At 64.5% G+C, this 13,673-nt stretch carries 8 protein-coding genes and 1 pseudogene; 6 read left to right on the top strand and 3 right to left on the bottom strand.

Annotated elements, in window-relative coordinates; translation table 11 throughout:
• Nucleotides 1-506 precede the first annotated feature (506 nt).
• The 3 genes from QO058_RS28890 to QO058_RS28880 are packed head-to-tail and all read left to right on the top strand — an operon-like array spanning nucleotide 507 to nucleotide 5,349.
• Nucleotides 507-2,456: a PrkA family serine protein kinase gene (locus QO058_RS28890; protein ID WP_284169682.1), complete on the top strand. Its 1,950-nt coding sequence runs from the start codon at nucleotides 507-509 to the stop codon at nucleotides 2,454-2,456.
• Nucleotides 2,457-2,474: 18 nt separating this feature from the next.
• Entirely contained in the window at nucleotides 2,475-3,779 is a 1,305-nt protein-coding gene (locus QO058_RS28885) for a YeaH/YhbH family protein (protein WP_284169681.1), read from the top strand.
• A gap of 10 nt (nucleotides 3,780-3,789) precedes the next feature.
• Nucleotides 3,790-5,349, top strand: coding sequence for a SpoVR family protein (locus tag QO058_RS28880; RefSeq protein WP_284169680.1), 1,560 nt, complete (start codon nucleotides 3,790-3,792; stop codon nucleotides 5,347-5,349).
• Nucleotides 5,350-5,551: 202 nt separating this feature from the next.
• On the opposite strand, the gene QO058_RS28875 is transcribed toward QO058_RS28880, so the two are convergent.
• From QO058_RS28875 to QO058_RS28865, 3 genes are all read right to left on the bottom strand, one after another.
• Complete coding sequence (locus tag QO058_RS28875) at nucleotides 5,552-6,856, bottom strand: TRAP transporter large permease (RefSeq protein WP_284169679.1); 1,305 nt, start codon at nucleotides 6,854-6,856, stop codon at nucleotides 5,552-5,554.
• A 9-nt stretch (nucleotides 6,857-6,865) separates the two neighbouring features.
• Nucleotides 6,866-7,327, bottom strand: a complete 462-nt coding sequence (locus tag QO058_RS28870) for a TRAP transporter small permease (RefSeq protein ID WP_284169678.1) — start codon at nucleotides 7,325-7,327, stop codon at nucleotides 6,866-6,868.
• 112 nt (nucleotides 7,328-7,439) lie between these two features.
• Complete coding sequence (locus QO058_RS28865; RefSeq protein ID WP_284169677.1) at nucleotides 7,440-8,426, bottom strand: TRAP transporter substrate-binding protein; 987 nt, start codon at nucleotides 8,424-8,426, stop codon at nucleotides 7,440-7,442.
• Nucleotides 8,427-8,609: 183 nt separating this feature from the next.
• On the opposite strand from QO058_RS28865, the gene QO058_RS28860 reads away from it, so the two are divergent.
• The 3 genes and pseudogenes from QO058_RS28860 to QO058_RS28845 form a co-directional block, all read left to right on the top strand.
• Nucleotides 8,610-9,497, top strand: coding sequence for a LysR family transcriptional regulator (locus QO058_RS28860; RefSeq protein WP_284169676.1), 888 nt, complete (start codon nucleotides 8,610-8,612; stop codon nucleotides 9,495-9,497).
• A gap of 126 nt (nucleotides 9,498-9,623) precedes the next feature.
• Complete coding sequence (locus QO058_RS31275) at nucleotides 9,624-13,454, top strand: hydantoinase B/oxoprolinase family protein (RefSeq protein WP_347975569.1); 3,831 nt, start codon at nucleotides 9,624-9,626, stop codon at nucleotides 13,452-13,454.
• Between the two features lie 73 nt (nucleotides 13,455-13,527).
• A pseudogene (locus QO058_RS28845) lies at nucleotides 13,528-13,659 on the top strand (helix-turn-helix domain-containing protein); the annotation flags it as partial.
• Nucleotides 13,660-13,673 lie beyond the last annotated feature (14 nt).

The following is a 13,673-nucleotide window of genomic DNA, read 5'->3' as shown; positions in this document are numbered from 1 at the left end:
CGACGCCCGACGGCCTGCCCTGCATCGGTCTTGCATCGGCTTCGAGCGACATCGGGCATGCCTTCGACCACGCCCATACCGGGCTGACTCAAGCTCCAGCCCCGGCAAAACTTGTGGCGGCGCTGACCGATGGACATGAACTGCCCTTCGATCCCACTCCCTATTCCGCACGGAGATTCGCCTGATGGGCGAGCGCTTGCTCTATCTCTCGCGCAGCGACGTGAAAGCTCTCGCGATCGAACCTGGCAAAGCGCGTGAGGCCGTGCTTCAGACTTTCCGCGACCATGCCGCAGGCACGAACCGCAGCCTGCCCAAGAGCGCGCTCATGCTTGGTCCCGGTCACGGTTTTCAGGCGATGACCGCAGCCTCGCAGTCGGACGGCGTCGCAACCCTGAAATGGGTCTCTATGACCTCCAAAGTGCCATCGTGTAGGAACTTGCGGGACCATCGTCGGTTGAGTGTTTGGGGCTGTCGTCGACAGCTCCGACTATCGCGGGATGGCTGCCATGATCGAGAAAGCCAGCGAGATATTCAGCCTGTTCTCCGAGGATTATCGTAGCTATTCGCAGGAAGAGATGAGTCTGCAGGAATATCTGCTGGCTTGTCGTGAAGATAAATCCATGTACGCCGCCGCCGCCGAGCGGATGGTCGACGCAATCGGTACACCCAGATTGTTCGATACGAGCCAAGACGAGCGCCTCGGCCGGATCTTCTCCAACCGCACGGTCAAGATATACCCGTCCTTCGCCGATTTCTTCGGCATGGAGGACACCATCGAGCGGATCGCCGGCTATTTTCGCTACGCATCACAGGGTCTGGAAGAGCGCAAGCAGATCCTCTACCTCCTCGGCCCCGTCGGCGGTGGCAAGTCCTCGCTTGCCGAGCGGCTCAAGAAGCTGATGGAGGAGCGTCCATTCTACACACTCAAGATCGGTAACCAGATGAGCCCGGTCTTCGAATCGCCTCTGGGCCTGTTCCGTCCCGATCGCATGGGCGATCTCTTCGAGGAGAAGTACGGTATAGCGCGGCGGCGATTGACCGGACTCATCTCGCCATGGGCAGCAAAGCGGCTCGATGAACTCGCGGGCGACATCTCCAAGTTCAGCGTCGTCAAGCTGACGCCCTCGCGCTTGCGGCAAGTCGGCATCGCGAAGACCGAACCGGGCGATGAGAACAACCAGGATGTCTCCGCGCTCGTCGGCAAGGTCGATATCCGCCAGCTTGAGAACTTCAGCCAGTCGGACCCGGATGCCTATTCCTACAGCGGCGGACTGAACCGGACGACGCAGGGCCTGCTCGAATTCGTCGAGATGTTCAAGGCGCCAATCAAGGTGCTGCACCCGCTGCTGACCGCGACCCAGGAAGGCAGCTACAACGGCACCGAGAACTTCGGAGCCTTTCCCTATCAGGGCATCGTCCTGGCTCACTCCAACGAGTCAGAATGGCTCCAGTTCAAGAACAACCGGAACAACGAGGCGTTCCTCGACCGCATCTTGGTGGTCAAGGTGCCCTATTGCCTGCGCGTCACCGAAGAGCGGCAGATCTACGAGAAGCTGCTCCGCGAGAGCGAGCTGGCCGGCAGCCCCTGCGCGCCCGAGGTGCTCGACCTCCTCAGCCGCTTCTCGGTCTCCACCCGGCTCGCCGAGTTCGAGAACTCGCCGCTCTATACCAAGATGCGCGTCTACGACGGCGAGAACCTCAAGGAGGTGGAGCCCAAGGCGAAGGCCATCCAGGAGTATCGCGACGCCGCCGGTGTCGACGAGGGCATGACCGGCGTCAGCACGCGCTTCGCCTTCAAGATCCTCTCGCAGACCTTCAACTACGATACCGAGGAACTCGCCGCCGACCCCGTGCACCTGATGTACATCCTGGAGGGTGCGATCAAGCGCGAGCAGTTCGCCAAGGAGACGGAAGCGGCCTATCTCGACTTCATCAAGTCGGAGCTGGCGACGCGCTATGCCGAGTTCATCGGACACGAGATCCAGAAGGCCTATCTCGAATCCTATGGCGAATACGGCCAGAACCTGTTCGACCGCTACATCGCCTATGCCGACGCCTGGGTCGAGGATCAGGACTACAAGGACCCCGATACCGGCCAGCTCCTCAACCGGCAGGTCCTCGACAATGAATTGTCGCAGATCGAGAAGCCGGCCGGCATCGCCAATCCCAAGGACTTCCGCAACGAGGTGGTGAAATTCACCTTGCGCGCCCGGGCCAGGAACAATGGCCGCAACCCGTCCTGGACCAGCTATGAGAAGCTGCGCGAGGTGATCGAGAAGCGGATGTTCGGCCAGGTCGAGGATCTGCTGCCGGTGATCAGCTTCGGCTCGAAGCAGGACAGCGTGACCGAGAAGCGCCATCACGGCTTCGTGCAGCGCATGGTCGAGCGCGGCTATACCGAGCGTCAGGTGCGGCGCCTGGTCGACTGGTACATGCGCGTCAACAAGGCAGGCTGAACGCGGCAGGAGCCTGCCATGCCGATCTTCATCGACCGCCGCTTGAACCCGAAGGACAAGAGCCTGGGCAATCGCCAGCGCTTCCTGCACCGCGTGCGGGCGGAGCTGAAGCGCAGCGTCCAGGAGCAGATCCGCTCCGGCAAGATCGCCGATGCGGACGGGGAGCATGCCGTCTCGATACCGGCGAAAGGCACGAGCGAGCCGAGCTTCCGCGATGCCAGGGACAGCGGCCGGCGCCAGCATGTCCTGCCCGGAAACAAGCACTTTTCGCCGGGAGACCGGATGCCGAAGTCGGGCCAGGGCGGCGGAGTGGGATCGTCGTCCGGCCTGCAGCTCTCCGAGGACGATTTCCGTTTCGTGCTTTCGCGCGAAGAGGTGCTCGACCTGTTTTTCGAGGACCTCGAGCTTCCCGATATGGTCAAGCTCAATCTCAAGGAAATCCTCGCCTTCAAGCCGCGGCGGGCCGGATTCTCGACCAGCGGGTCGCCGACCAACATCAGCGTCGCGCGCACCATGCGCAACAGCCTGGGACGCCGCATTGCCCTGCAGCGTCCCAAGCGCGAGGAGATCGAGGCCATCCTGCGCGAACTGGCCAGAATCGAAGCCGATGGGCCGGGCGCCGCTCGCGCTGACGTCACAGCCTTGCGCGCCGAACTCGACCGGCTGGAGCGCCGGCGCCGGGTGATCGCCTTCATCGACCCGGTCGATATCCGCTTCAACCGCTTCGACGCGCAGCCTCTGCCGAACGCGAACGCGGTGATGTTCTGCCTGATGGACGTCTCAGGCTCGATGGGCGAACGCGAGAAGGATCTGGCCAAGCGCTTCTTCGTCCTGCTGCACCTGTTCCTGAAACGGCGCTACGACCGCACCGACATCGTCTTCATCCGTCATACCCACACGGCGCAGGAAGTGGACGAGGAGACCTTTTTCTACAGCACTCAGAGCGGCGGCACCGTCGTTTCCACGGCGCTCGAGAAGATGCAGAGCATCATCGCGCAGCGCTACCCCAGCCGGGAGTGGAACATCTACGCCGCCCAGGCTTCGGACGGCGACAATCTCGCTACCGACTCCGAGCGCTGCCTCGGCCTACTGGACGGGCCGATCATGCGCCAGTGTCAGTATTTCGCCTATGTCGAGATCATCGATGAACGCGAGAGCGAGATCTTCGGCTCCACGGACAACGGCACCTCGCTCTGGCGCGCCTATCTCGCAGTCAAGGAGAAATGGCCGAATTTCGACATGAGCCGCATCGCCAAGGCCGCCGACATCTACCCGGTCTTCCGCCGGCTCTTCACTCGGCAGCCGGCGCGGCCGCGCAACTGAAGGAGCACCGATGCACAGGCACGCGCCCGGCTCCGACCTCATGTTCTCCGGCTCCGACTGGAACTTCGGGACCTTGTCGCATGCCTACGACGTCATCGAGGCGGTCGCAAAGGAGGAGCTGCGGCTCGATATCTACCCGGTACAGATGGAAGTGATCTCCTCAGAGCAGATGCTCGACGCCTATTCATCCATCGGCATGCCGCTGATGTATCGCCATTGGTCCTTCGGCAAGCACTTCCTCCACCAGGAACTGCTCTACCGCAAGGCCGGCCGCGGCCTCGCCTATGAACTCGTCATCAATTCCGATCCCTGCATCATCTACCTGATGGAGGAGAACACCATGGCGCTGCAGGCCCTGGTCACGGCGCATGCTGCCCTCGGGCACAACCATTTCTTCAAGAACAACTATCTGTTCCGGCAATGGACCGATGCCGGCGCGATCCTGGGTTATCTGGATTTCGCCAAGGGCTTCATCAACCGCTGCGAGGAAAGGCACGGCGTCGCGGCGGTGGAGACGCTCCTCGACGCCGCCCACGCCCTGATGGAACAGGGCGTGTTCCGCTATCGCCGCCCGCCCAAGCTTTCTGCCGACAAGCAGAGCGAGGGAATGCGCGAGCGGCTGGAATACGAGGAGCGGTCCTACAATGATCTCTGGCGCACGATCCCGCGCCCCGCGGACTGCGAAAAGGTGGCGGAAGAGGGCGAAGACGCGATCGCCGAGCGAAAGAGAGCACTCAATCTACCAGAGGAGAACCTGCTTTATTTCCTCGAGAAGAACAGCCTGATCCTCGACCCTTGGCAGCGCGAGATCCTGAGGATCGTCCGGGTCATCGCCCAGTATTTCTACCCCCAGCGGCAGACGCAGGTGATGAACGAGGGCTGCGCGACCTTCGTGCACTACACGGTGATGAACGCGCTGTTCGACCGTGGCCGGATCGGCGAAGGCGCCATGCTGGAGATTCTGCGCAACCATTCGAACGTCATCTTCCAGCCCGGCTTCGACGATCCCCGCTTTTCCGGCATCAACCCCTATGCGCTCGGCCTCGACATGATGCAGGACATTCGGCGCATCGTGACCGAGCCGACCGCGGAGGATCGCGACTGGTTTCCCGAGATCGCGGGGAGCGGCGACTGGCGCTCGATCCTGCTCGACGCCTGGGCCAACCATCGCGACGAGTCCTTCATCCGCCAGTTTCTCAGCCCGGCCCTGATCCGGAAGTGGCGGATGTTCGTGCTCACCGATGCTGCAAACGAAGCATTCTATGGTGTGGCCTCGATCCACAACGAGCGCGGCTACGAGCACATCCGCGCCGCCCTGGCCCAGAGATATGACATCGGCGCGAGCCATTCGGACATCCAGGTCGTGGATGTCGACCTGCTCGGCCAGCGGCATTTGCGCCTGCTGCACAAGGTCAATGACGGTATCTTGTTGGATAGCGACAGTTGTGATGCGACGCTGCGCCATATCCACAAACTTTGGGGTTACGAGGTCAGCCTCCAAGGCGTTGACGCGCAGACGGGCGCCGCGGTCTACGAACGCTCCAGCCGTCAGCTTGCTGGTCAGCCGTAGCTCGTTGTCGGTGAAGGACGGGCGATCGGTGAAACCTCGCCCGACGCCTTCTCGCGTCCTACGACGCCTGAGACAGCCGCCGGATCTGGCGGAGGTCGGCGACGAAGCCTCGGCATTGGTGAGGCAGCTTGCGGCTCGGTCGATACCGGCTTCATCCAGCGCCCGATCCCGACTTCGTCCCGGACGTTCCCCGCGCCGTTGTCTATCCCGTCATCATCTTCGGCAGGGCTGTGACGATCTGCGGGAACAGCGTGATCAGGACGAGGAGCAGCATCAGCACGAAGAAATAGGGAATCGCCGCCTTGGTCACCGCCAGGATGTCCTTGCCGGTGATGCTCTGCAGGACGAAGAGGTTGAAGCCGACCGGCGGGGTGATCTGCGCCGCCTCGATCAGGACCACCACGAAGATGCCGAACCAAAGCAGGTCGATGCCGGCGGCCTGCACCATCGGCAGCATCACCGAGGAGGTCAGCACGATGATCGAGATGCCTTCGAGGAAGCAGCCCAGGATGAGCATGAACACGGCGAGCACCGCCAGCAGCGCATAGGGCGAAAGCTGCATCGCGGCGACCCAGCCCGCCAGCGAACGCGGGATGTCGACGAAGGCGACGGCAATGGTCAGGCAAGCGGCGCAGGCGATGATGAAGGAGATCATGCAGGATGTCCGCATGGCCGCCATCAGGCCGTCCATGAAGCTCTCCCGAGTGAGCCCGCCGCCGATCGCCGCGAGGATGAGCGCACCGATCACGCCGATGGTCGCAGCCTCGGTCGGCGTCGCGACGCCGCCATAGATCGAGCCGACCACCGAGGCGATCAGCAGCGCCACCGGAATCAGCCGGCGCGACAGGTAGAGCTTCTCGAGGAAGGGCACGGGCGGATCTGCCGGTGGCATCTTCTGCGGGTTGAGCAGGCTCCAGATCGCCGTGTAGCCCATGAACAGTGCCATCAGGAGCAAGCCGGGCAGGACGCCGGCGATGAACAGCCGGGCGATCGAGACCTCGGCGGTCACGCCATAGACGATCATGATGATCGAGGGCGGGATCAGCAGGCCGAGCGTGCCGGAGCCGGCCAGCGTGCCGATGGTCATGTTGAGCGGGTAGCCCCGCTTCTCCAGCTCCGGCACGCTGATCCGCCCGATCGTGGCGCAGGTCACCGCCGAGGAGCCGGCGACCGCCGCCATGATGCCGCAGCCGAGCACGTTCACATGCAGCAAACGGCCGGGCAACCACGACACCCAGGGTGCCAGGCCCTGGAACATGTCGGATGACAATTTCGAGCGGAACAGGATCTCACCCATCCAGATGAAGAGCGGCAGCGAAGTCAGCGCCCAGCCCCAGCTCGAATCCCAGAGGGTCGAGGCGATCAGCGAGCCCATCGGCGCGGTGGTGAAGAGCCCCATCATCACCATGCCGACGGTGAGGAGGGACAAGGCGACCCAGACACCGCTGGCCAGCAGGAACAGCAGCGAGCCGGCCAGGATCAGCGAGGCGACGACGATCGGATCCATCACAGGCCCCTATGCCACTGGCCGATCGAGGCCGACTTCGTCGGGCGCCTCGTAGCGCGGCCGGCCGCCGCTCAGCAGCCAGACGAGTTCATCGATGAGCGCGATCGCGAAGGCGGCCACGCCGATAGCCACGCCGGTCTGCGGAATCCAGAACGGCATGGCGAGCAGGCCCGGACTGATGTCGTTGAATTCATAGGACTGCAGTGCCAGCCCGCCGACATGCCAGGCGAGATACGACACGACCACCGCGCCGAGCAGGCAGTTGAATATCTCGACGCCGTGCCGGAACCGGGCCGGGAACCGGTCGACGATCAGGCTGATCCGCACATGCGCGCCGCGCCTGAAGGTGTGCGCCAGACCGAAGAAGGTCGATGCGGCCAGGCAGAGGCCCGCCGCCTCGGTGGCGTCGAGCGTCACCCCCCGCATGCGTGCGGTGATCTGCGCGGCGATCGCGACGGCGATGCCGACCATGAAGGCAGCGGCCAGGTAGCCGCATGCCTCGTAGAACTTGTCGAGACCCCCCCGTATCACCGGTTACCCCGCTGGCCATGGTTTCGTGGAAGTCGGCGTCGTTGCCAGCGGCTTAGTTCAGGCTCTTCCGATAGCTCTCGTAGACGGCTTTCTCCTCGGCGGTCGCGGAGGTCAGCCAGTCGGCGACCATCCCCTTGCCGGCGGCCTCGATCGCGTCCAGCACGTCCTTCGGCGCCTGCGCGATCGTCACGCCATGGCTCTTGAGAACGTTCTCGCGCTCCTCGCTCGCCTTCTTGGAGAGCTCCCAGCCGCGCTTGGTCGCGGCCTCGCCGGCCTCGGTCACGACCTTCTGCGTCGCCGCATCGAGCTGGCGGAAAGCGCGCTCGTTGACGATGATCGCGTTCTTGTTGTGCATGGTGCCGGTATAGGTGAAGTGCTTGACGTAATCCCAGATCTGGACGTCGGTTCCGGTCTGCGCGCTGGTCCAGAGCGACTGGATCATGCCGGTCGAGAACGCCTGGGGCACCTCGGCGAATGGCAGGATCAGCGCTTCCATGCCGAGCTTCTCGCCCATGATCTGCGTCTGCTTCGAATAGATGCGCAGCTTCTGGCTCTTGAGGTCGGCGAGCCCCTTGAGGGGCTGCTTGGTGTAGAAGCCCTGGCCCGGCCAGGCGACATAGGTGATCGCCCGCATGCCGTTCTTCTTGAACATGGCGTCGAAGAACGGGGCCTGGGCCTCCGTCAGCCTGGTGGCCTGATCATAGGTCGTCGCGACACCGGGAATGTTGTCGAGATTGTACATGGCCGCTTCGTTGCCATAGACGCCGAGCCTGATCTCGCCGATCTGGATCTGGCCGGACTGGACGGCGCGCTTGACCGCATCGAGCTTGATCAGGCTGTCGCTGGAACGCAGGTCGATCTTGAGCTTGCCGCCGCTCTTCTCCTCGATCTCCTTGATCATCTGCCGGATGTTCTGCGTGAAGAAGCTGCTCTCCGGATAGCCGGAGGCCATCGTCCAGCTCGTCTGGGCCAGGGCCGGCGCGGTTAGGCCGACACTCATCGCAAGGGCAGCGGACGCAATCAGGGCTCTGCGGTTCATCGTTCCCTCATTTTTGCCTCGGCGCGGACTGAAGGGCCGCACGGGTTCGCGAACGCGGCATGCAAGCATGGGCTCGATAGCCGGCGACGCTACTCCACCGTGTTCCCGCGATAACATCCAATTGAATTTTTCTGTTCTCGCGATTGATTTTCTTTATTGTGTGCAAGGCCCTGTGGAGATGCGATGCCGAACTGGACACTGAAACAGCTTGAGAGCTTCGTCTGGGTGGCCAAGCTCGGCAGCTTCCGGGCCACGGCGGAGCGCCTCAACACGACCCAGCCCAACATCTCGGTGCGTATATCGCAGCTGGAGGCTGTGCTGGGCGTCAGGCTGTTTCATCGCGACTCGGGTTCCGTCGCGCTCACGCCCATCGGGCACTCGCTGCTCGGACATGCCGAAAGGGTCCTCGTCGCGTCGGAGGAGTTCTCGCAGCAATCGATCCGCTCCGATCAGCAGATCGGCATCCTTCGGCTCGGCGTGGCGGAGCTCATCGCCCAGACCTGGCTGCGGGACTACATGCTCGATCTGCGGCAGGTCTTCCCCAATGTCGATGTCGAGCTCAGGGTCGATCTGACCATCAACCTGCGCGAGGAGCTGGTTTCGCGGGCGCTCGACCTGTGCCTGCTGAACGGCCCGATCTCGAACTTCAACATCACCAATGTCGATCTCGGCTCGGTGCCCTATCTCTGGGTGGCCTCGCCGCGGCTTGCGCTCGCCGGCTCCGACATTGCGACGCTGGCTGCGCACACGATCCTGACCCATGCGCGCAATACCCGCCATTTCGTCGAGCTCTCCGCGCATTTCCGCGAGCTCTGGGAAAAGCCGATGCGGATCGTGCCATCGAGCAGCCTGTCGGCCTGCCTGCAGATGACAATCGACGGCCTCGGAATCGCGCCGCTGCCTCGGACGGTCGTGGAGAAGCCGCTGGCCGCCGGCGAACTGGTCGAGATCCCCTATCACTGGAAGCCGAGCGCCCTCGTCTTCACGGCTTCCTTCGCCCATACGCCTGCGAGCTTCCTGCTCAGGCGTTCGGCCGAGCTCGCTAGCGATCGCGCCGCCCGCCATCATTGACGCCTGTGCCATTCGCAGGCTGCTGGCGATAAATATTCTGTATCAAGTTATATTCGGAATAATAATTCGACGGCATTGAGCGCCCTTCCTATCCTCCCCGGGTCAGGCAATGGAGGCGAAACGGCCATGTCCACTCTCGGGACCCGCTTGGGCGTCGATATCGGGGGAACTTTCACGGATGTCGTGCTCGAACAGGCGGGGCAGCGGTTCTCGGCCAAGGTTCTGACGACCTACGGCGCCCCCGAGGATGCCATCATCGAGGGGATGCACCGGGTCTGTGCGAAGGCCGGCGTCGCCGTCTCGACGGTCGGGCAGATCATCCACGGCACGACCCTGGCTACCAACGCGCTGATCGAGCGGCGCGGCGCCAAGACCGCCCTGATCACCACCGAGGGCTTCCGCGACGTCATCGAGATGCGCACGGAGAGCCGCTTCGAGCAATACGACCTCAACCTGACACTGCCGGAGCCGCTGCTGCCGCGAAACCGTCGCTACACCGTGCGGGAGCGGATGGATGCGCGCGGCCAGGTGCTGATCCCGCTGGAGCGGGGCGAGGTCGAGGCCCTCGCCGACGAGCTGCGCGAAGCCGGCTACGAAAGCGTCGCGGTCGGCCTGCTTCACTCCTATGTCAACGACGCGCATGAGCGGATGATCCACGACGTGCTGGCGGAACGGCTGCCCGGCGTGATGATCTCGCTGTCGTCGGAGGTCTCGCCGCAGATGCGCGAATACGAGCGCTTCAACACGACGATCGCCAACGCCTACATCAAGCCGCTGATGAAGAGTTATCTCGTCCGGCTGAAGGGGCGACTCGCCGCCGAGGGCGCCTCCTGCCCGATCTTCCTGATGCATTCGGGCGGCGGCATCATCTCGCTGGAGAGCGCCTCGGAGTTTCCGGTGCGCCTCGTCGAATCCGGCCCGGCGGGCGGTGCGGTCTTCGCGGCCGACATCGCTGCGCGTCACGGGCTGAAGAAGGTGCTTTCCTTCGACATGGGTGGCACCACCGCGAAGATCTGCCTGATCAAGAACTACACGCCGAAGACCGCGCGCGTCTTCGAGGTCGCCAGGACCTACCGCTTCAAGAAGGGCTCGGGCATGCCGATCTCGATCCCGGTGATCGACATGGTGGAGATCGGCGCCGGCGGCGGCAGCCTTGCCCATGTCGACTCGATGAACCAGATCCGCGTCGGGCCCGAGAGCGCTGGCTCGGAACCCGGCCCGGCCTGCTATGGCCGCGGCGGAAAGCGCCCGGCGGTCACCGACGCCGACGTCATCCTCGGCAAGATCGATCCGCACAACTTCGCGGCGGGCACGATCCCGCTCTTCGCGGATGAATCGGCGGGCGCTCTGAAGCACGAGATCGGCGACAGGCTCGGCATGGATGCCCTGGAAAGCGCCTGGGGCGTCGCCGAGGTCGTCGACGAGAACATGGCCAATGCGGCGCGCGTCCACGCTGTGGAGAATGGCGAGGATCTGTCCGATTATACGATGATCGCCTTCGGCGGGGCGGCGCCGCTGCATGCCGGCCGGCTCTGCGAGAAGCTCGGCATCGCCCGCTGCCTGGTCCCGCCGGGAGCCGGCGTCGGCTCGGCCATCGGCTTCCTGCGGGCGCCGTTCAGCTTTGAGGCCAATCGGACCCTGTTCATGCGGCTGGCGCGCTTCGACGCGCAGAGGGTCTCGCAGCTCTTCGATGAGATGGAAGACGAGGCGACGCGTGTCGTGCGCTCCTGCGGCTGGGATGGCGAGATCCTCACCGAGTACAAGGTCTATATGCGCTATGCCGGCCAGGGCTGGGAGATCCCGGTCATCCTGACGCCCGAGGAGGCGCGCAGGGCCGACCCGGCCGTCATCCTGCAACGCTTCGAGCATGAGTATGCCAATCTGTTCGGCCGCACGGTGAAGGGACTCGAAGCCGAGATCACCGTCTGGTCCGTCAACGCCCATACGCCGCAAGCCGCGACCGTGCCGGTCGAACCCCTATCAGGGACGAGCGAGGCGCCCGCCGAGGGCAGCCGCTCCGTCTTCGACGCCGGCCTTGGCCGGCGCGTCGAGGCCGAGGTCTACAGCCGCGCCGCGCTGCCGGCCGGCTGCAAGCTCAGCGGGCCCGGCGTGATCACCGAGGACGAGACCACCATCATCGTGCCGTCGAGCCGGATGGCCGTGACGCTGAACGACGGTTGCATCGACATCCACCAGCAGGATGCGTCGCCCGCGCCGCGCGCGCGGCGGCCCGCAAGGAGGCTGCCCATGTCTGATATCTCGCAAGTCGCCTATCAGGTGATGTGGAACCGCCTGATCTCGGTCGTCGAGGAACAGGCGCAGGCGCTGATTCGCACCTCCTTCTCGACCTCGGTGCGCGAGGCTGGCGACCTTTCCGCCGGCGTATACAACGAGAAGGGCGAGATGCTGGCGCAGGCGGTGACGGGCACGCCGGGCCATGTCAACGCCATGGCCGACGCCGTCGCGCATTTCATCCGCCGCATCGGACGCGAGAACATCGCCGAGGGCGACGTCTACATCACCAACAATCCATGGGAGGGCACCGGCCACCTGCACGACATCACCGTCGTCAGCCCCTCCTTCCATGGCGGGCGGCTCGTCGGCTTCTTCGCCTGCACCGCCCATATCGTCGACATTGGCGGGCGCGGCTTCGGCGCCGACGCCAACTCGGTCTACGAGGAAGGGCTCCATATCCCGATCATGAAGATCGTCGACCGCGGCACGGTCAACGAGACGCTGGTCGCAATCATCCGCGGCAATGTCCGCGAGCCCGACCAGCTCGTCGGGGACGTCTATGCGCTGGCGACCTGCAACGAGATCGGCCACCGCCGCCTGATCGACATGATGACCGAATTCCGGCTCGCCGATCTCGCCGGCATCTCGGACTTCATCCTGACGAACTCACGGCAGGCGACGCTGGACAAGATCGCGGCGCTGCCGCGGGCGCAGGCCGAAGGGCATATGCGGATCGACGGCTACAGCCGGCCGATCGACCTGCATGTCAGGATCTCGATCGAGTCGGACGGCGTGCTCTGCGACTGGGCCGGCACCTCCGGTCTCGACAAGAACGGCATCAACGTGCCGCTGGTCTATACCAAGGCCTATACCTGCTACGCGCTGAAATGCGCGATCGCGCCGGAAATTCCCAACAACGCCGCCTCGCTGGAGCCATTCCGGATCGTCGCGCCTGAGAATACCATCGTGAATGCGCTCTGGCCGGCCCCGGTCGCGCTGCGTCACATCATCGGTCACATGGTGCCCGACACGATCTACGATGCGCTCGACAAGATCCTCCCGGGTGTCGCCCCTGCCGAAGGAGCGGGCAGCCTCTGCAACTTCCAGGTCTCGCTCCGGCCGCGCAGCGACGCGCCGGTGCCGGCCGAAGCCATCCGCGCCGAGGTGCTGACCTTCAACTCCGGCGGCTCGGGCGCGCGCCCAACGCTCGACGGCATGAACGCGACCGCCTTCCCCTCAGGCGTGATGACGATGCCGGTCGAGGCGACCGAGCAGGTCGGCCCGGTCATCGTCTGGCGCAAGGAACTTCGGCCCAATTCCGGCGGCAACGGCCGCCATCGCGGCGGCCTCGGCCAACACATGGAGGTGGGCGCCTGGGAGGGTTACGAGTTCGACATCCAGGCGATGTTCGACCGTGTCCACCATCCCGCCCGCGGCCGGCGCGGCGGCGGCGCTGGCGCCCCGACCACGATCGCGCTCGACGACGGCACGCCGATGAAGGGCAAGGGCAAGCAGTTCGTGCCACATGGCCGCAAGGTCGTGATGGCCTTCCCCGGCGGGGCGGGTTACGGCGCACCCGGCGAAAGGGGCCAGCGCAGCGTCGAGCGAGACCTCGCGCTGGGCTACATCTCTGCCGAGGCTGCCAGGGCGGATTACGGCCTGGCCGATGAGCGCATCGCCGATGTCCTTGCAGCGTCGCGCCGTGGCGAGTTGCCTCGTTAAGCCGTATCGCTGCCCGCGCGTCCCCGGCGCGTTTTCTGTTGGTTCTCGGTCGGGTCATCGGCATCATCGCGCGATGATCGACCTGCGCAATATCGAAACCTTCTTCTGGGCAGCCGCGCTCGGCAGCTTGCGTGCCGCCCCGGAGAAGCTCGGCACCACCCAGCCCGCGATCTCGCAGCGGATCGCCTCGCCGGAAGCGGCGCTATTCGCCCAGCCGCG

It is taken from the genome of Bosea vestrisii, from assembly GCF_030144325.1.
GTDB classification, from domain to species: Bacteria; Pseudomonadota; Alphaproteobacteria; order Rhizobiales; family Beijerinckiaceae; genus Allobosea; species Allobosea vestrisii_A.
Note: the sequence above shows the minus strand (reverse complement) of the source record. Positions and strands in the feature narration are given on the sequence as shown.